This window comes from Streptomyces sp. NPDC025784 (assembly GCF_055558435.1).
Genome location: NZ_JBVHMN010000001.1, coordinates 1,084,914 through 1,103,659 on the forward strand (window position 1 = coordinate 1,084,914; position 18,746 = coordinate 1,103,659).

The window sequence follows — 18,746 nt, forward strand, 5'->3', positions numbered from 1 at the left end:
GCCGCCGGGCGCCTCAGACGGCGTGGGCGAGGAACCGCTGCGCGGTCTCGGCCAGCACCTCCCGCCCGTCCCGCGCCCACAGCGCGTCGTTGAAGAGTTCGACCTCGATCGGGCCGTCGTACCCGGCCTTCTCGACGTGGGACCGCCACTCGCGCATGTCGATCGCGCCGTCGCCGATCTGGCCGCGGCCGTTGAGGACGCCCTCCGGCAGTGGGGTGGTCCAGTCGGCCAGCTGGAAGGAGTGGATGCGGCCGGAGGCACCCGCGCGGGCGATCTGGGCGGGGGCCGTGTCGTCCCACCAGAGGTGGTACGTGTCGACCGTGACGCCGACCTGCTCGGCGGGGAAACGCTCCGCGAGGTCGAGGGCCTGGGCGAGGGTCGACACCACACAGCGGTCCGCCGCGTACATGGGGTGCAGCGGTTCGACGGCCAGGCGCACGCCGCGGGCGGCGGCGTACGGGCCCAGTTCGCCGAGGGCGTCGGCGATACGCTCCCGCGCGCCGTGCAGGTCCTTGGAGCCGGCCGGCAGACCGCCGGACACCAGCACCAGGGTGTCCGTACCGAGCGTCGCCGCCTCGTCGACCGCGGCCCGGTTGTCGTCCAGGGCCCGCGCGCGCTCGGCCGGGTCGGTCGCGGTGAGAAAGCCGCCGCGGCACAGTGTCGTCACCGTCAGGCCGGCGTCGCGGACGAGTTCGGCCGTGGCCTGCAGTCCGTGGGCCCGGACGGGCTCGCGCCACAGGCCGACGCCGGGGACGCCCAGTTCCCGGCAGGCGTCGACGAGTTCCGGCAGGGACAGCTGCTTGACCGTCATCTGGTTGATGGAGAAACGGGCGAGGCTCATGGGGTCACTCCGTACAGGGCCAGCAGGGACTTCATCCGTGCCTCGGCCAGCTCCGGGTTCGGGAACAGGCCCAGTCCGTCCGCCAGTTCGTAGGCACGGGCGAAGTGCGGCAGCGAGCGGGCCGACTGGAGCCCGCCCACCATGGTGAAGTGCTCCTGGTGGCCGGCCAGCCAGGCCAGGAACACCACGCCCGTCTTGTAGAAGCGCGTCGGCGCCTGGAACAGGTGGCGGGACAACTCGACCGTGGGGTCGAGGAGTTCACGGAAGCCCTTGACGTCGCCGGTGTCCAGGACCCGTACCGCCTGCGCGGCGAGCGGGCCCAGCGGGTCGAAGATGCCGAGCAGCGCGTGGCTGAAGCCCCGCTCGTCTCCCGCGATCAGCTCCGGGTAGTTGAAGTCGTCGCCGGTGTAGCAGCGGACGCCGTCCGGGAGGCGGCGTCGCAGGTCGACCTCCCGCTGCGCGTCCAGCAGCGAGACCTTGATGCCGTCGACCTTGTCCGGGTGGGCGGCGATGACCTCCAGGAAGGTGGCGGTCGCGGCGTCGAGGTCGGACGAGCCCCAGTAGCCCTCCAGGGCCGGGTCGAACATCGGGCCCAGCCAGTGCAGGATCACCGGGTCGGCGGCCTGCCGGAGCAGATGGCCGTAGACCTCCAGGTAGTCCTCGGGTCCGGCGGCGGTCGCGGCCAGCGCCCGGGACGCCATGAGGATCGCCCGGCCGCCCGCCTCCTCGGCCACGGCGAGCTGTTCCTCGTAGGCCGTGCGGATCTCCGACAGGGAGGCCGGGCCCGTCAGCTGGTCGGTGCCCACTCCGCAGGCGATCCGGCCGCCGACGGCGCGGGCCTCGGCGGAACTGCGGCGGACGAGTTCGGCCGCGCCCGCCCAGTCCAGGCCCATCCCGCGCTGCGCGGTGTCCATGGCCTCGGCGACACCGAGGCCGTGCGACCACAGGTGACGCCGGAAGGCGAGGGTGGCGTCCCAGTCGATCGCGGCGGGCGAGTCGGGCGAGACGTCGGCGTACGGGTCGGCGACGACGTGCGCGGCCGAGTAGACCGTGCGGGAGGCGAGCGGCGCCCCGGTGGTGACGGTGAGCGGCTCGGTGCGCGGCCGGTACGTCCTCAGCCGGCCGGCCGCGTCCGGGAGTCGGAGGGTCACAGGGAGATCTCCGGCACGTCGAGGCGGCGGCCCTCGGCCGAGGACTTCAGGCCCAGCTCGGCGAGCTGGACGCCGCGGGCGCCGGCGAGCAGGTCCCAGTGGTAGGGCGTACCGGCGTAGACGTGCTTGAGGAAGAGCTCCCACTGCGCCTTGAAGCCGTTGTCGAACTCCGTGTTGTCGGGGACCTCCTGCCATTGGTCGCGGAAGGAGTAGGTGGCGGGGATGTCCGGGTTCCAGACCGGCTTGGGGGTCGCGGACCGGTGCTGGACGCGGCAGTTGCGCAGCCCCGCGACGGCGGAGCCCTCGGTGCCGTCGACCTGGAACTCGACGAGCTCGTCGCGGTTGACGCGCACGGCCCAGGACGAGTTGATCTGCGCGACGGCGCCGCCCTCCAGCTCGAAGATGCCGTACGCGGCGTCGTCGGCGGTGGCGTCGTACGGCTTGTCCTGCTCGTCCCAGCGCTGCGGGACGTGCGTGGCGGTGAGCGCCTGCACGGAGGTGACCCGTCCGAACAGCTCGTGCAGGACGTACTCCCAGTGCGGGAACATGTCGACGACGATGCCGCCGCCGTCCTCCGCGCGGTAGTTCCAGGAGGGGCGCTGGGCGCTCTGCCAGTCGCCCTCGAAGACCCAGTAGCCGAACTCGCCGCGGACGGACAGGATCCGCCCGAAGAAGCCGCCGTCGATGAGCCGCTTCAGCTTCAGCAGGCCGGGGAGGAAGAGCTTGTCCTGGACGACGCCGTGCTTGACGCCCTTCTCGTGGGCGAGCCGGGCCAGTTCGAGGGCGCCGTCGAGACCGGTGGCGGTGGGCTTCTCGGTGTAGATGTGCTTGCCGGCGGCGACGGCCTTCCGGATGGCCTCCTCGCGGGCGGAGGTGACCTGCGCGTCGAAGTAGATGTCGGTCGTCGGGTCGGCGAGGACGGAGTCCAGGTCCGTCGACCAGTGCTCGAGGCCGTGCTGCTCGGCGAGGGCCCGCAGGGCGTGCTCGCGGCGGCCCACGAGGACCGGTTCGGGCCACAGCACGGTGCCGTCCCCGAGGTCGAGGCCGCCTTGGTCGCGCAGGGCGAGAATCGAGCGGACGAGGTGCTGGCGGTAGCCCATGCGTCCCGTCACGCCGTTCATGGCGATCCGCACCGTCTTGCGTGTCACGTCATTCCCTTCGTACGCGAGTTCCGCGCCGTCACGCCCTACTGGTGAGCAGAACAGCAAGCGCTTTCTATCCAGAGAGAAGCTAGCCTCTGCCGGGCCGATCGGACAAGACCACGCGAGCGAGGAGATGTTCGACCCTCCGGACGGCTGGACGTGGAGGCCATGGGCACGGTCGGATGTACCCGCACGTGACAGCCGTGCGTGACCGGTCCGGGCCACGGACCTGGGACCTTGCGGCTGCCCACGGGCACGGCCGTACGGCGTGCGGCCGGGACCGCCGCACGAGGTACGGCCGGACGGCCGCACGGCGTGCGACGGAATGACGTACCGCGGCACGACGGACGGCCCGACGGCCGCACGGCGTGCGGGCGTACGCCGTTACGGCGGGTGTCGTCGCGGCGTACGGCGGTGCGGTTGGCCGGTGTACGACCGCGCGGTGTGGCCCCGGGCCCCGGGACCTGCCGCGGGTGTGCGGCCGGACGGCCGACGGCCGCGGCGCGCGGTCTGCAGCCGTCCGGACGGGGTCCGTCCGGACGCGGGTGCCGCTTCGGCGCAGGCCGTGGCGGGAGGGGCGGCGTGGCCGCGGTGCGGGTTGCCGCGGTCCGGCGGTGTACGGCCGCGGTGCGGGTTGCCGCGGACGGACGGCATGCTGCTTCGGCACACGTCGTCGCAGGACGGGCGGCGTGGCTGTGGCGCAGGCCGTCGCAGGACGGGCGGCGTGGCTGTGGCGCAGGCCGTCGCAGGACGGGCGGCGTGGCTGTGGCGCAGGCCGTCGCAGGACGGGCGGCGTACGGCTGGCTGTGGTGCAGGTTGCCGCGGTCGGACCGTTCACGGTCGCGGTGCGGGTTGCCGCGGACGGACGGTGCAGGGCTGGGGCATGGGCACGGACCGCATGACGCGCGTCCGCGTCCCTGAGAACGAGGACAACGAGATGCGTGACCGGAGGACGACGAGATGACCGTGACCCTGGCGGACGTGGCGGCCCGCGCACAGGTCTCGCCCGCGACCGTGTCCCGGGTGCTGAACGGGAACTATCCCGTCGCGGCGTCCACACGCGAGCGGGTACTGCGTGCGGTGGACGAACTGGACTACGTGCTGAACGGGCCCGCGAGCTCGCTCGCGGCGGCGACCTCCGACCTGGTCGGCATCCTGGTCAACGACATCGCCGACCCCTTCTTCGGGATCATGGCGGCCGCGATCCAGTCCGAGATCGGCGGACCCGGCGGACGCGCCGGCGGCGAGCGGCTGGGTGTCGTGTGCAACACCGGCGGCTCCCCCGAGCGCGAGCTCACCTACCTCACACTCCTGCAGCGTCAGCGCGCGGCCGCCGTCGTCCTCACCGGCGGCGCGATCGAGGACGCCACGCACGCGGCGGCCGTCTCCGCGAAGCTGCGCAGGCTGGCCGAGGCGGGCACCCGGGTCGTCCTCTGCGGACGTCCGCCCGCGCCCGAGGCCCCCGAGGCGATCGCGCTCACCTTCGACAACCGGGGCGGCGGCCGGGAACTCACCGAGCACCTGGTCGGCCTCGGCCACCGGCGGCTCGGCTACATCGCGGGCCCCGAGGAGCGCACGACCACCCGGCACCGGCTGGAGGGCCACCGCGCCGCGCTGGCCGCGCACGGCGTCGAGGACGATCCACGGTGGACCGTGCACGGCCGCTACGACCGCCGCTCGGGATACGAGGCGACCCTCGAACTCCTGCGCCGCGACCCGTCCCTGACGGCCGTCGTCGCCGCCAACGACACGGTCGCGCTCGGCGCCTGTGCCGCGCTGCGCGACTCCGGTCTGCGCATCCCCGACGACGTGTCCGTCGCGGGCTTCGACGATTTGCCGTTCAGCATCGACGCGGTGCCCGCGCTCACCACCGTGCGGCTCCCCCTCACCGAGGCGGGCGCCCGCGCCGGGCGGATCGCCATGGGGCGCGAGGAGCCGCCGCCCGGCGGGATCGCCACGGTGCGCGGGGAGTTGATGGTCCGCGGGTCCACGGGGGCGCCTCGGGGCTGAGCCACCCGGGGTGCACGGAGGTGCCACGGGGCTCGGAGCGCACGCGGACCACGGGCCCGGTGCTCCGCGAAGGGCCTCTTTCAGAACGCGGTGCACGGAGCGATGAGTTCTCGGCGGCACCGCGGTCTTCATTGCCGTAACGGAACGACCGATGAAGAACGACGAAGAGGAGCACCTCCCATGCGTATCGTGATCAGTGCCTTCATCAGCCTCGACGGTGTCGTGCAGGCGCCCGGCGGCCCCGAGGAGGACACCGACGGCGGCTTCGCCCACGGCGGCTGGTCCCACCCCTACTTCGACCCGGAGGTCGTGGGCGGCGCCTTCGCCGAAGGGCTCGGCAAGGCCGAGGCGCTCCTCTTCGGACGCCGCACCTGGCAGACGATGGCCGCGGCGTGGCCCGAGCGCGCGGGCGACCCGTTCGCCGACCGGATGAACTCCCTGCCGAAGTACGTGGTGTCCGGCACGCTCGACGAGTCCGACCTCACCTGGAACAACACCACGCTGATCCCCGGCGACCAGGCCGTCGCCCGCGTCCGGGAGCTTCGCGCGGCCGAAGGCGGGGACCTGGCGATGATGGGCAGCCCCACCCTCGTGCGGACCCTGCTGAGCGAGGGCCTGGTCGACGAGCTCCAGCTCATCCGGATGCCGGTGATCCTCGGCGGCGGCAAGTCGATCTTCCCCGTCGACGGGGTGAAGCGCCCGCTCGAACTGGTCTCCTCCGCCACGGGCAAGACGGGCGTGGAGGTGTGCGTCTACCGACCGGCCGACGCGGCGTGAGGGCGCGCCGGGGCGGAGTGCGCCACCCCGGCCGAGGGGGAGGGGCCGCCGAGGGCACGGCGGCCCGGCCGGAGCGGGCTCCGGGGACGAGCGGTGCACGGTGATCCGGCCGCGGCGGAACGCCGCTCCGGGGGGGCTGACGTCGGCGGGCCCGGCCGAGGCCGAGAGCCCCGGGGGTGAGCGGTGCGCCGCGGCAGGGCCGAGGCCGAGGGCCCCGGGGGTGAGCGGTGCGCCGCGGCAGGGCCGAGGCCGAGAGCCCGGGGGTAGGCGGTGCGTGGGGGTCCGGCCTATGCTCGGAGCGTCGACATCTCTGACTGAGTCAGCCATCCGGGGGCCGATCCTCCAGGGACCGCCCAGAACAGACCTCGCGGAGCCCACCATGACCGTCCAGGACATCCGCTCCTTCAACCGCTTCTACACGAACGTCATCGGCGCGCTCGACTACGGCCGCCACCTCTACGCCCCGTACACGCTCACGGAGTCCCGGGTGCTCTACGAGCTCGCCCACTCCCGGGGCGCCGACGCCGCCGACCTGCGCACCGAGCTCTCGCTGGACTCCGGCTACCTGAGCCGCATCCTCAACAAGTTCGAGCAGGACGGACTGGTCGAGCGCGCCCCCTCCGAGACGGATCCGCGCCGCCGCCGCATCACCCTCACCGCGCGCGGCCGGGACGCCGCCGGCCTGCTCGACGAGCGGGCCCGGGAGACGGTCGGCACGCTGCTCGCGACCGTGCCGCCCGTCGACCGGCCGCGGCTCGCCGAAGCGATGCGCACGGTGCGCACGATCCTGGGGGACGGCCGCTCCCCCGGCCCCGAGGACGTCGTACTGCGTGAGCCCGGCCCCGGCGACCTCGGCTGGATCGTGCAGCGCAACGCCGCGCTGTACGCGGCCGAGTACGGCTGGAACACCGACTACGAGAGCCTCGTCGCGCGGATCGTCGCCGACTTCGCGGGGGACCACGACCCGCACCTGGAACGTGTGTGGATCGCCGAGCTCGGCGGACGGCCCGTGGGCTGCGTGATGTGCGTCCGCGACGACGCGCCCGGCACGGCCCGGCTCCGCCTCCTCCTCGTCGAGCCCGACGCGCGCGGACTCGGCATCGGGGACCGGCTCATCGGCGCCTGCGTCGACTTCGCCCGCGGCGTCGGCTACCGCGAGCTCGTCCTGTGGACCAACGACGTCCTGGCCGCCGCTCGCCGGCTCTACCAGCGCCATGGCTTCGTCCTGGTCTCCGAGAAGCCCCACCGCTCGTTCGGGGCGGACCTCGTCGGCCAGGACTGGCGCCGGGACCTGCACGGCGGACACGAATGACCCGGACTCGACGGCCGCCTTCCTCGCGGCAGCACCACCCCGTAGGGTCCGCCCCATGAAACTGGCGTTCTCCACCCTGGGCGTACCCGGGCTCCCGGTCCCCGACGTCGTGCGGCTCGCCGCCGCGCACGGATACCACGGCGTGGAACTGCGCGCCCATCCCGAGGAGCCCGTGCACCCGGGCCTCACCGCGGCCGAACGGGCCGACGTGGCGGCCGCGTTCAAGTCGCTGGGCATCGAGATCCTGGGCCTCGCGGGGTACGCGCGGGTGGCGGCACCGGGCGACGACGCCCCCGTGCTGGCGGAGATCCGCGAACTGGTCGACCTGGCCCGGGACCTGGGCGCGCCGTTCGTGCGCGTCTTCCCGGGCGGCGACGCGGACCAGGATCCGGGCGAGTCCGACGCGACGGCGGCCCGCCGCCTCGGCACGGCCGCGGAACACGCCGCCGACGCCGGTGTCCGCATCCTCCTGGAGACCCACGACTCGCACCGCACGGGAGCCGACGTGATCCGGATCCTCGGACCGGTCGGGCACCGGCAGGTGGGCGCGCTGTGGGACGTGATGCACACCTGGCTGGGCGGCGAACAGCCCGCGGACACGTACGCGGCACTGTCCCCGTACCTCGGATACGTCCAGGTCAAGGACATCGCGTCGGCCGAGGACAGCACCCCGCTGCCGCTCGGCGCGGGCGCCCTGCCGCTCGCCGAGTGCGTGGAACTGCTGTCCCGCCGGGGCTGGGACGGCTGGCTGTGCTGGGAGTACGAGAAACGCTGGTACGAAGGCGCGGCCCCGCTGCCGGACCTGCTGACCGCGGGCCGTGAGCACCTGGCCCGGCTGCTGAACGAGTCCGCCTGAGAGCGCGGTCCGCCGGCTCCTCCCGCCGCGTCCGACGCTCCCCGGTACGTCCGCCGGTGCGGTGACGCGGCGTACGGCTACGCCACGGTCTCCCCGGCCGCCAGGACCGCCCTGCGCACCCGCTCCGCCAGCCGGTCGCGGCACGCGAGCCACTCGTCCGCCGTGATCGAGTAGATCGCGGAGTCCCGCAGCCGGCCGTCCTCGCCGGGGGCCCAGGAGCGGGACCAGTTGCGCAGGACTCCCTCGAAGCGGGCGCCGACGCTCTCGATCGCCGCGCGGGAGCGGCTGTTGCGCGCGTCGGTCTTCAGGTCGACACGGGAGACCTCCCACGCTTCGAAGGCGTGCCGGAACAGCAGCAGCTTGGCCTCGGCGTTCACACCCGTGCCCTGCGCGGACGCGGCCAGCCAGGTGAATCCGACCTCGATCGCGTCGAGCCGGTCGTCCGACCGCCAGCAGCGCGGCTCCCAGTAGGAGGTCGCGCCGACCGCGCGCCCCGTGGCGACGGACACCTGGGCGTAGGGGGCGAGCCGTCCGTCGGCGGCACGCGCGAGCTGCGCGTCGATGTAGTCGCCGACCTCCGCGGCCCTGGGCACCCAGGTGAACGCGTACGAGTCGCGCTGCTCCTCCGCGGCCGCGACGAGGTCGGCGGTGTGCCCGTGCCCGAGCGGCTCCAGACGCACCAGCGCGCCTTCGAGAACCGGCCCCTCCAGATGAAAGCCCAACGCCCGGCACCCCTTCGTCCCGCACGACCGCACGGCCGGCCCGGCGAACGGCTCGCCGCGGCCCGGCAGAGTCTTCCGTACGTCTCCGGGCCCGTCGAACGGAATATCCGGGCGGACCGGTGTGCCCCGCGGGACCTCGGTCGACTCCCGCGTCCTGAAGGGGTGTTCACCCCTAGACTGGGCGCAGTTCGGAAACGGGGGACGAGATGGGCGCAGGCCGCAGGGACGCCCTCCTGATCGCGACCGGGGCGTACGACGACGGCAGGTTCCACGCACTGCGCTCACCCGCACAGGACTGCGCGGGCCTCGCCGGCGTGCTGTCCGACCCCCGCATCGGCGACTTCCGGACCGATCAGGTCGAGGACGCGCCGGCGAGCCGGGTGATGCGCGCTGTGGACCGCTTCTTCATGGACCGCAGCCGCGACGACCTGCTCCTGCTGCACATGTCCTGTCACGGCATCAAGGACGACGACGGGCGCCTGTACTTCGCCGCGCGCGACACGGACCGCGACCTGCCCGCCTCGAGCGCCGTCCCGGCCGCCTTCCTGCGCGACCGCATGGAACGCTGCCGCGCCCGCACGGTCGTCGTGCTCCTCGACTGCTGCTACAGCGGCGCCTTCCTGCACGGCGCGAAGTCGGCGGACGACCAGGTGCACCTGCGCGACGAACTCGGCGGCCACGGACGTGTCGTGCTGACCGCGACCAGCCGCACCGAGTACGCGTGGGAGGGCAAGCGCGTCGAGTCCATGACGCCCCGGCCCTCCCTGTTCACGGGCGCGCTGATCCACGGTCTGGGCACCGGAGCGGCGGACCTGAACGGGGACGGCCGGATCACGGTCACCGAGCTGTACGACTACGTGTACGAGTCCCTGCACGGCGCCGGGGCGAAGCAGACCCCACGGATGTGGGCCGACCTGGAGTACCAGGTGACGATCGCGCGGACGGCGCGGGCCGGGGACACCCGCATCCCGCCCATGCCGCGCACACCGCCCGCGCAGGACGCCTTCGCCGCGCCGCCCGCACCGGACGCCTCCGGCACGCCCGTGTCCGGGGCTCCGTCCACGGCCGGGACCGCGTCCGCGGAGCAGCCGGACCTGGTGGAGATCATGGACCGGTTCTTCGACTCGGACGAAGCGGGGAAACGGACGGGGACACGGACGGCCGACCGCCGCCGGTCGCGCGAACGCCGCGGCTCCGACGCGCTGATCCGGCTCGAACTCCCGCTGGAGGAGACCGCGTTCGGGGTCGACAGGGAACTCCAGCTGGACACGGCCGTGGTGTGCTCGGCCTGCTCGGGCGAGGGGACGGCACCGGGGACCCGGCCTGTCCGGTGCGACACCTGCGGGGGCCGCGGCGAGACCGGGCCGCGGCGGAGCTTCTTCGGCCAGGGCGCCGACTCCCGCGTCTGCCGGACGTGCGAGGGCTACGGCACGGTCCTGCCCACGCGCTGTCCCGTCTGCCACGGCGACGGCAGGGTCCGTTCCCGGCGCACGCTCACCGTGCGGATCCCCGCGGGCGTCGACAACGGCACCCGGATCAAGTTCGCCGGCCAGGGAGAGGTCGGTCCCGGCGGAGGCGAGCCGGCCGACCTGTACGTCGAGATCGTGGAACTCCCCCACCCCGTCTTCCGGCGTGTGGGCGACGACCTGCACCGCACCGTGACCGTCTCCCGCGCCCTGGCGGCGACGGGCGGCAAGCTCACCGTGGACACCCTGGACGGCCGGAAGACGATCGCCCTTCCCCAGGGCTTCCCGGACGGCCGGACCCTGCGGCTCCCGAGCCAGGGGGTGACGCACCTGCGGGGCGGCGGCCGCGGCGCGCTCCTGGCGCGTGTCGAGATCCGCGGCTGAGTCCGGGGGCCGGACGGCGCCCCGGACCGAGGCGTCAGGCTGGCAGTGCCGCCCGCAGCCGCGCGAACGCCTCGTGGAAGGCCGGGAACGTCTTGCGGACGCACCCCGGGTCGTCGAACGTGATCCCGGGGGCGCGCAGCGAGGTGACGGCGAACGACATGACGACGCGATGGTCCCCGTACGTCCTGATCTCGGCCGGGGCGGGGATGCCGGGGTGGATCTCGATCCAGTCGGGGCCGGTCCGTGCCCGGACGCCCAGCCGCCGCAGATTCTCCGCGCAGGCTTCGAGGCGGTCGCACTCCTTCACCCGGGTGTTGCCGACGTCCTCGATGCGCACCGGTCCGGAGGCGAAGGGCGCGATCGCGGCAAGTGTCGGCATCGTGTCGGAGATGTCCCGCATGTTCACCGTGACGCCCGCCAGCCGCCCGGTGCCCGACACCGTGGTGGCGTCACGGCCGACGTCCACCCGCGCCCCCATGCGGCGCAGCACGTCCACGAACCGCAGATCGCCCTGGAGCGCCTCCTCACCGAGGCCCCGTACGGTGACCTCGCCGCCGGTCAGCGCGGCCGCCGCGAAGAAGTAGCTCGCGGTGGAGGCGTCCGGCTCGACGGCGTAGGTGGTGGCGCGGTAGCCGCCGGGCGGCACGGTGAAGACGGCGCCGTCGCGGCGCACGTCCGCCCCGAAGGCCCGCATCATCGCGACGGTGATGTCGACGTACGGCGCCGACACGAGGTCGGTGACCTCGATCCGCAGGCCCTCGCGGGTCAGCGGGCCCAGCAGGAGCAGCGCCGTCAGGTACTGCGAGGACTGGCCCGCGTCCAGGGTCACGTCGCCGCCCGTCACCCCGGCCGCCGCGATGCGCAGCGGATGGTGGCCCTCGGCCTCCTCGTGCCGCAGGTCCACCCCCAGGTCGCGCAGCGCCCGGGTGAGCGGGAGCAGTGGCCGGCGGCGCATCTGGGCCGACGCGTCGAAGCGGTACCTGCCGTGTCCGGCCGCCGCCAGCGTCGGCAGGAAGCGGGCGGTGGTCGCGCCGTCCCGGCAGTGGACGTCGGCCTCGGGCACGGCGGGGCCCTGCGGGCGGCCGTCCACGTGCCAGGCCTCCGGGGCCCGTCCGACGCGGTAGCCGAGCCGGGTCAGCCCCTCCGCGAAGCCCTCCGTGTCGTCCGAGCGGAGCGGGCGCACGAGGGTGGTGACCCCGTCGGCAGCCGCCGCCAGGAAGAGGGCGCGGGCGGTGATGGACTTGGAACCGGGGATGTCGACGACGGCCATGCCCTCATGCTGGCTCCCGCGCCCGCTCCTGCGCTGGAACGTCCGCCAGATGGACCCGCGTCGGCGCCGCGAACGAGGTCAGCGCCACGCCGCCGACCAGCAGCGCCGCCGCGCCCCACCGCAGCGGGCCGACCGGCTCGCCCAGGAGCAGCGCGGCCGAGGACATCCCGAAGACCGGCACGAGGAGCGAGAAGGGGGCCACCGTGGAGGCGGGGTACCGGTGCAGCAGCCGGCCCCACGCGCCGAAGCCGAGGACCGTGGTGATCCAGGCGACGTAGACGATGACGGCCGCACCCTGCGGGTCCAGGGCGCGCAGCGCGTCGAGGTCCCGGGACGGGCCCTCCGTCAGCAGCGACAGGCCGAGCAGCGGCAGGACGGGGACGGTGCTCACCCACACCATGAAGTTGAGCGAGTCGGGCGGGGACGCCTTGCGGGTGAGGACGTTGGACAGGCCCCAGCAGGCCGCGGCGGCGACGACCAGGGCGAAGGCGCCGAGGGGGCCGGACGCGCCTTCGTCCAGGGCGGCCAGGCCCACCCCGCAGAGCGCCACCGCCATGCCCGCCAGCCGTACGCGGGTGGGGCGTTCGCCGAGCGCCGCGAAGGCGATCAGCGCCGTGAAGACGGCCTGGATCTGCAGGACGAGGGAGGACAACCCCGCCGGCATGCCCGCGTCCATCCCGATGAACAGCAGCCCGAACTTCGCCACGCCCAGCACGAGTCCCACCGACACGATCCACCTCCAGGCGACCTTGGGCCGGCCCACGAAGAACACCGCGGGCAGGGCCGCCACCAGGAAGCGGAGGGCCGAGAAGAGGAGGGGCGGGAAGTGGTCGAGGCCGACCTCGATGACCGTGAAGTTGACGCCCCAGACGGCGGCGACGAGGACGGCGAGGCAGATGTGGGCGGGTCGCATGGGTCGAGGATCGCCTGGGCCGACCGTTAAGCACCAGCAAAGTCTACTGCATGATGGGATGAAGCATTCCTAATGAAAGGGGCGGGCCGTGCTCGATCTGCAACGCCTGCGCGCCCTGCACGCCGTGTCCGTGCACGGCACGGTCGGCGCCGCCGCGGCAGCGCTCGGATACACCCCGTCGGCGGTGTCCCAGCAGATCGCGAAGCTGGAGCGGGAGACCAGGACCGTGCTCCTGGAGCGGCAGGGGCGCGGTGTGCGGCTCACCGAGCAGGCCGAGCGACTCGCCGCCACCGCACAGGAGTTGATGGCGCTCGTGGAACGGGCCGAGACCGAACTGGAGGAGCGGCGGGGGCTGCCCGCGGGGCGGCTGACCGTGGCCGCGTTCGCCTCGGCGGCGCGCGGGCTGATGCCGGGCGTGCTGGCGGATCTCGCGGTCCGGCATCCCGCGCTGGACACCCGGCTGTCGGAGGTCGACCCGCACCTGTCCGTCGGCCTGGTCGCCAAGGGCGCGGTGGACCTGGCCGTCGCGCACGACTGGGACATCGCGCCGCTGCCCGCCCCGGCCGGGGTGGAGCAGGCGGTGATCGGGGACGACCTGTGCGACCTGCTCGTCCCCGCGGGGCATCCGTTCGCCGGGCGGGCCGCCGTGCGGCGCGAGGATCTCGCGGGAGAGCGGTGGATCTGTCAGCCGCCGGGGCGGGTGTGCCACGACTGGCTGGTGCGGACGCTGCGGGCGGCGGGGTGCGAGCCGGACATCGTGCACCAGGCCGACGAGAACCCGACACTGGTCGCGCTCGTCGCCGCGGGGCTCGGCGTGGCGCTCATTCCACGGCTCGGGCGCGGGGCCCTGCCGGACGGGGTCGTGGAGGTGCCGCTGGATCCCATGCCCGTACGGCGGTTGTACGCACTGTGGCGGGCGGGGGCGGCGCGGCGGCCGGCCATCGCGGAGACGGTGCGGACGCTTCAGGGGCACTGGCCTCTGGTCTCGGAGCACGGCTGATCCCACGGCCCGCCGGGGCCGCCGTCCCGCTGTCCCGCCCTCTGCGCCTGCTGGGGCGCCTTGCCGACACCCCGTCCGGGCCATGGGTCTGCCTCCGCTCACGCGTCGCGCGCCGCCCCGCACGGGCCGGTTGTCCGGCCGGGGCCCGCTCGGGTCCGGGTGCGGGCCCGCTGCGCAACCCGGCGCCGGCGGGGTGCCGCTGCGCCCGCCCGTGCCCCCCGGCGGCACGATTGCCCGCAGTCGACGGCACCGCCCGCCGTGCCTCCGGGGCGACACCCGCCGACGCCTCGGTCGACGACACCGTCCGGCGGAGCCCTGGGCCACAACGCCCCCTGTCGGGCCGGTGCGGCCGTAGGGCGTGGGCACCCCCTTCGGGGGGCTCATTCGGCTCCTGGGGCACCCACGTCACGACTTTCGGGGGTGGGGGCGAAGGGGGGAACCCGGGAGGTTCGGCCTTCGTCCCATGTGCGTGCTGCCGGACGAGTCTCCGCAGTGCGGTGTCGGCCTCGCTGCTGGCTGCGATCGCTGACCACCCTCTCCGCCGCCTGCGGCCGACAGCACGCCGTCACCGGCGCGCCCCCCTCCAACTGCGCCGGTGGCGGCCCCAACCCGCGTTACTGTGCACACTCTTGACTGGAAGAAACTTTCCGGATAATCGTGGCTCCTCGGAAGTTTCCTTCACGAGGGAAGGGGCGCACGTGCGCGACTCCAGCACGGGAAGCACCGCAAGACCGAACGACCCGTACAGACCGTCGGAGCGGTCGGGGCCGCCGAGACCGTCCCGGCGTACCGTTCTCGCCGCGACGGCGGGCGTCACCGGCGCCCTGGCCACCGGCACCACCGCGTCCGCCGCCCAGGCCGCCGGCACGACCGCCCCGGCGGGCCGGCACGACGACAGGCAACTCCGCGCCCTGATCTCCCGTATGACGCTGGAGGAGAAGGTCGGGCAGGTCTTCGTCTCGCGGGTGTACGGCCACTCGGCCACCGCGCCCGACCAGGCCGACATCGACGCCAACCTCAAGGAACTCGGCATCCGGACGGCCGCCGAGCTGATCGCCAAGTACCGTGTCGGCGGCATCATCTACTTCGCGTGGGCGCACAACACCCGCGATCCGCACCAGATCGCGGCACTCTCCAACGGCCTCCAGAAGGCCTCGCTGGACCAGCCGGGCGGGCTGCCCCTCCTCGTGTCCACCGACCAGGAGCACGGGATAGTGGCACGCGTGGGCAAGCCCGCGACGCTGTTCCCGGGCGCGATGGCGCTGGGCGCGGGCGGATCGCGGTCCGACGCGCGCACGGTGGGCCGCATCGGCGGCACCGAACTGCACGCCCTCGGCATCCGCCAGGACTACTCCCCGGTCGCCGACGTGAACGTCAACCCGGCCAACCCGGTCATCGGCGTACGGTCCTTCGGCGCCGACCCGGACGCGGTGGCCGGCCTGGTGGCCGCCGAGGTGAAGGGGTACCAGAGCTCGGGCGTCGCGGCCACGGCCAAGCACTTCCCCGGCCACGGCGACACCGCGGTGGACAGCCACTTCGGCTTCCCGGTCATCACGCACAGCCGCGAGGTGTGGGAGACGCTGGACGCCGTACCGTTCCGCGCGGCGATCCGGGCCGGCATCGACTCCATCATGACCGCGCACATCATGGTCCCGGCGCTCGATCCGGCGGGCGATCCCGCCACGCTCTCGCACCCGATCCTCACCGGCATCCTGCGTGAGGAGCTCGGCTACGACGGGGTCGTGGTGACGGACGCGCTCGGCATGGAGGGCGTCCGGACGAAGTACGGCGACGACCGGGTGCCCGTCCTCGCGCTCAAGGCGGGCGTCGACCAGCTCCTCAACCCGCCCTCGATGGAAGTGGCGTGGAACGCGGTCCTGAACGCCGTGCGCGGCGGCGAACTGACCGAGGCGCGCCTCGACGAGTCGATCCTGCGCATCCTGCGCCTGAAGTCGAAACTGGGCCTGCTGTCCGACCCGTACGTCAGCGACGCCGGTGTCGACCGCGTGGTGGGCATCCCGGCGCACCTGAAGGAGGCCGACCGGATCGCCGAGCGCACCACCACTCTGCTGGTCAACAAGGAGGGTCTGCTGCCGCTGTCGCGCAGGCGCACTCCGAAGGTACTGGTCGTGGGAGCGGACCCGGCTTCTCCGTCCCTGTCGGACGGACCGCCCACCACGGTGCTCGCGGGCGCCCTCACCGAACTGGGCTTCACGGCGACGGCCCTGTCCACCGGCACGGCACCCTCGACGGCGACGATCGCCAAGGCGGTCGCGGCGGCGAAGGACGTGGACGCGGTGGTCGTCGGCACGTACAACGTGACGGCGGCCGGCAGTCAGAAGACGCTCGTCGACCAGCTGGTCGCCACCGGCGTGCCGGTGATCGCCGTCGCGATCCGCAACCCGTACGACGTCGCCCAGCTCCCGGGTGTGGGCGCCTGTCTGGCCGCCTACTCCTGGACGGACGTCGAACTGCGCGCCGCCGCACGGGTGATCGCCGGGCGGGTGCGTCCGCGGGGCGAACTGCCCGTGCCGGTCCAGCGGGCCGACGATCCGACGAAGGAGCTCTATCCGATCGGCTACGGGTTGCGCTTCTAGGGCCACCGGGTCGGACACCCGCTGTCGTACGCCCGGTCCATCCGTCGTACGACGGCTACGCCGCACCACCCGCGCCCCGCCCCCAACTGGCGCAAAGGCCCCCGCACGTCTGGCGTGTGCCCGCTGCCGCGGGTCACGCTGGACGGGGGTATCGGGGGGCAGCCATGCGAGCCAGCGGGTCGGGTCGGGGTTCCATCGGGGCGGTGTGCGCGCTCGCGCTGGCCCTCGCCGTGCTCTGCGGCTGCCAGCGCTGGACCAACTCCGGCTCCGCGCAGGACACGCACGGCACGGCCACGGCCTCGAAGCGGCCGTCGGGCTACGGGGCGGAGTTCCTGGCCCGCGACGAGTGCAGCTCCTTCGGCACCACCAGCTTCACCGAGGTGCCGTGCTCCAGCGAACGGGCGGCGGCCCGGGTGGTCGCCCGCTACGACGGCAAGGTGGCGGACGGGCCGTCCTGCCCCGCGACCACCGACTTCGTCCTGCACATCAGTGAGACGCGGCCCTCCTCCGACGAGGACGGCGACGGCGCGATCCCCCAGGGCTACGCCTGCATGCGCAAGCTCGAACCCCCGCACCCCGGCGACCCGGGCGGCGGCGGAGGTCCCCGCACCGTCGTCGGCGACTGCGTCTACGGCGCGGGCACCGGGCAGGTCCGCGAGACGGCCTGCGACGGCAAGGGCAAGAACCCCCCGGAGTACAAGGTCACGTCGGCGGTCACCATCCGGGCGAAGTGCCCGGCGTCCACGGAGCTGTACGTGCAGCTCGGCGGCGACAGGCCGGTGGGCTGCGCCCGCCCCGTGTAGCGGACGGACACAGCCCACGCGGCGCGGGTCACGGACGCAGGGCGGGCTCCCGCTCCACGTCACGCCGGTCCAGCTTCGCGTCGAACGCGGCCAGCGGCTTCGCGGCCGACGGGTCCGACCGGACCGTGCTGGAGGCCACGCCCGCCCATTCCAGGATGCGCGCGGTCGCGAGCGCCTTCTCGTCGGCCACGAGACCGGCGACGTTGGCACCGTGGTTCAGGCCCGGTGCCGTGAAGACGTAGGAGTCGCGCGCGCCGGAACCGAGGCGGAAGCGCTCGGCTCCCCACGGGTCGTTCTGGCCGTAGACGAACAGCATGTGGTGGGCGTTGTGGCGGACCCAGCTGTCGACGTCACGCATCGCCGACGGCTGGAACTTCATCGGGATGGACCGCGGCACGAAGTTGCGTGGCGGCTGGTAGCCGTAGCGGATGTACGTCTTCTCGATGTACGGGAAGTGGATCGTGGGCGCGCCGAGCTGGGTGCCCGCCTGGTAGTAGTACGGCGTGTAGGTCTCCAGACCCTGGTCGGTGTAGGCCGAGAAGCCGGAGATGGAGTCCACCGAGTTCCAGATGTCGTCGTCCGTCGCGTGCGCGGCGTCCGCGGGGATCGCGTCGCAGTCGGACAGCAGGCTGTACTGCCAGAAGCCCCACACGTAGTCGAGCACGACCGCCTCGTACGCCCGGTCGAGGCTGCCGATGGTGGTGAACGTGTAGCCGTTGTCGGCGGCGTAGGCCGCGTACTTCTTCTCCAGCGGCTCCCGGCGCACCAGCGCCTCGCGCTGCACGGCGTTCAGCTTGTCCCGGCACTCCTTGGTGCCGACACCCGCGAAGAAGCGGTCGTAGGCGGAGTCCTCCTGGTTGACGACGTCGTTGGGTGCGACGTACGCGACGACGCCGTCCATGTCGCGCGGGTAGAACCGCTCGTAGTACGTGGCGGTCATACCGCCCTTGGAGCCGCCCGTGGAGATCCACTTCTTGCCGTAGATCGGCTTCAGCGCCTCGAAGATGCGGTGCTGGTCGCTGGCCGCCTGCCAGATGTCGAGCTTGGACCAGTCGGCCGGGGCGGGACGGGACGGGGTGAAGAAGCGGTACTCCATGGAGACCTGGTTGCCGTCCACGATCTGGGTCGGCTCACGGCGGCTGGGCGTGGTGGAGACGTTGTAGCCGCCGGTGTAGAAGACCGTCGGGCGCGCCGTGTCCTTGTGCAGCACGGTGATCCGCTGCTGGAACGTGCCCTTGGACGGGTGCCGGTGGTCCACCGGCTGGGTGTAGTTGAGGACGAAGTACCGGTAGCCGGTGTAGGGCTTCTCCTGGATGAGGCTCATGCCCGGTATCGCGAGCAGCCGGTCCTTGATGTCCTCGCTGGTCGTGCCGTTGGTGCCGGTGGCCTCCGGCTGGGCGGCGGTGGCCGCCCCGGCCGTGCTCAGCGTGCCTATGAGCACGGTGAGCGCCAGCAGCCATCTGAGCGCCTTGCGCATGCACCCTCCCCTGGGATTACGCAGA

The 18,746-nt window shown here is 73.5% G+C and carries 15 protein-coding genes; 8 read left to right on the forward strand and 7 right to left on the reverse strand.

What is annotated here, in order from left to right:
- Positions 1 to 13: 13 nt before the first annotated feature.
- The 3 genes from ACZ4IF_RS04700 to ACZ4IF_RS04710 are packed head-to-tail and all read right to left on the reverse strand — an operon-like array spanning position 14 to position 3,140.
- On the reverse strand, positions 14 to 841 hold the full coding sequence (locus ACZ4IF_RS04700; RefSeq protein ID WP_467559494.1) for a sugar phosphate isomerase/epimerase family protein: 828 nt from the start codon (positions 839 to 841) through the stop codon (positions 14 to 16).
- On the reverse strand, positions 838 to 1,992 hold the full coding sequence (locus ACZ4IF_RS04705) for a dihydrodipicolinate synthase family protein (RefSeq protein ID WP_467559496.1): 1,155 nt from the start codon (positions 1,990 to 1,992) through the stop codon (positions 838 to 840). Before ACZ4IF_RS04705 ends, ACZ4IF_RS04700 begins: the two co-directional genes overlap by 4 nt.
- On the reverse strand, positions 1,989 to 3,140 hold the full coding sequence (locus ACZ4IF_RS04710) for a Gfo/Idh/MocA family protein (protein WP_467559498.1): 1,152 nt from the start codon (positions 3,138 to 3,140) through the stop codon (positions 1,989 to 1,991). The genes ACZ4IF_RS04705 and ACZ4IF_RS04710 overlap by 4 nt, the downstream gene beginning before the upstream one ends.
- Positions 3,141 to 4,094: 954 nt before the next feature.
- Here ACZ4IF_RS04710 and ACZ4IF_RS04715 point away from each other — a divergent pair.
- The 4 genes from ACZ4IF_RS04715 to ACZ4IF_RS04730 all read left to right on the forward strand — a co-directional run bounded on the left by ACZ4IF_RS04715 (position 4,095) and on the right by ACZ4IF_RS04730 (position 8,089).
- Complete coding sequence (locus ACZ4IF_RS04715) at positions 4,095 to 5,144, forward strand: LacI family DNA-binding transcriptional regulator (protein ID WP_467559500.1); 1,050 nt, start codon at positions 4,095 to 4,097, stop codon at positions 5,142 to 5,144.
- Positions 5,145 to 5,324: 180 nt separating this feature from the next.
- A complete protein-coding gene (locus tag ACZ4IF_RS04720) occupies positions 5,325 to 5,921 on the forward strand; it encodes a dihydrofolate reductase family protein (protein ID WP_467559502.1) in 597 nt (198 codons plus the stop codon).
- 379 nt (positions 5,922 to 6,300) lie between these two features.
- Positions 6,301 to 7,233, forward strand: a complete 933-nt coding sequence (locus tag ACZ4IF_RS04725; protein WP_467559504.1) for a bifunctional helix-turn-helix transcriptional regulator/GNAT family N-acetyltransferase — start codon at positions 6,301 to 6,303, stop codon at positions 7,231 to 7,233.
- Positions 7,234 to 7,288: 55 nt separating this feature from the next.
- Positions 7,289 to 8,089 carry a sugar phosphate isomerase/epimerase family protein gene (locus ACZ4IF_RS04730; protein WP_467559506.1) on the forward strand — a complete coding sequence of 267 codons (801 nt, stop codon included), beginning with the start codon at positions 7,289 to 7,291 and terminating at the stop codon, positions 8,087 to 8,089.
- A 77-nt stretch (positions 8,090 to 8,166) separates the two neighbouring features.
- Here the strand turns inward: ACZ4IF_RS04730 and ACZ4IF_RS04735 are convergent, their stop codons facing one another.
- Complete coding sequence (locus tag ACZ4IF_RS04735; protein WP_467559508.1) at positions 8,167 to 8,811, reverse strand: GNAT family N-acetyltransferase; 645 nt, start codon at positions 8,809 to 8,811, stop codon at positions 8,167 to 8,169.
- Positions 8,812 to 9,017: 206 nt separating this feature from the next.
- On the opposite strand from ACZ4IF_RS04735, the gene ACZ4IF_RS04740 reads away from it, so the two are divergent.
- The gene (locus ACZ4IF_RS04740) at positions 9,018 to 10,661 is read left to right on the forward strand and encodes a caspase, EACC1-associated type (RefSeq protein WP_467559510.1); all 1,644 of its coding nucleotides are present in this window, start codon (positions 9,018 to 9,020) and stop codon (positions 10,659 to 10,661) included.
- Between the two features lie 34 nt (positions 10,662 to 10,695).
- Here the strand turns inward: ACZ4IF_RS04740 and aroA are convergent, their stop codons facing one another.
- Both aroA and ACZ4IF_RS04750 read right to left on the reverse strand, forming a co-directional pair.
- Entirely contained in the window at positions 10,696 to 11,931 is a 1,236-nt protein-coding gene (aroA, locus tag ACZ4IF_RS04745; RefSeq protein WP_467559512.1) for a 3-phosphoshikimate 1-carboxyvinyltransferase, read from the reverse strand.
- A gap of 4 nt (positions 11,932 to 11,935) precedes the next feature.
- Entirely contained in the window at positions 11,936 to 12,844 is a 909-nt protein-coding gene (locus ACZ4IF_RS04750) for an EamA family transporter (RefSeq protein WP_467559514.1), read from the reverse strand.
- 88 nt (positions 12,845 to 12,932) lie between these two features.
- Between ACZ4IF_RS04750 and ACZ4IF_RS04755 the strand changes: the two genes are divergently transcribed.
- From ACZ4IF_RS04755 to ACZ4IF_RS04765, 3 genes are all read left to right on the forward strand, one after another.
- Positions 12,933 to 13,844: a LysR family transcriptional regulator gene (locus tag ACZ4IF_RS04755; protein ID WP_467559516.1), complete on the forward strand. Its 912-nt coding sequence runs from the start codon at positions 12,933 to 12,935 to the stop codon at positions 13,842 to 13,844.
- A gap of 698 nt (positions 13,845 to 14,542) precedes the next feature.
- Positions 14,543 to 16,441, forward strand: a complete 1,899-nt coding sequence (locus ACZ4IF_RS04760; RefSeq protein ID WP_467559518.1) for a glycoside hydrolase family 3 protein — start codon at positions 14,543 to 14,545, stop codon at positions 16,439 to 16,441.
- A 164-nt stretch (positions 16,442 to 16,605) separates the two neighbouring features.
- Positions 16,606 to 17,244, forward strand: a complete 639-nt coding sequence (locus ACZ4IF_RS04765; RefSeq protein ID WP_467559520.1) for a hypothetical protein — start codon at positions 16,606 to 16,608, stop codon at positions 17,242 to 17,244.
- Between the two features lie 28 nt (positions 17,245 to 17,272).
- On the opposite strand, the gene ACZ4IF_RS04770 is transcribed toward ACZ4IF_RS04765, so the two are convergent.
- Positions 17,273 to 18,721, reverse strand: a complete 1,449-nt coding sequence (locus ACZ4IF_RS04770) for a S28 family serine protease (RefSeq protein ID WP_467559522.1) — start codon at positions 18,719 to 18,721, stop codon at positions 17,273 to 17,275.
- Positions 18,722 to 18,746 lie beyond the last annotated feature (25 nt).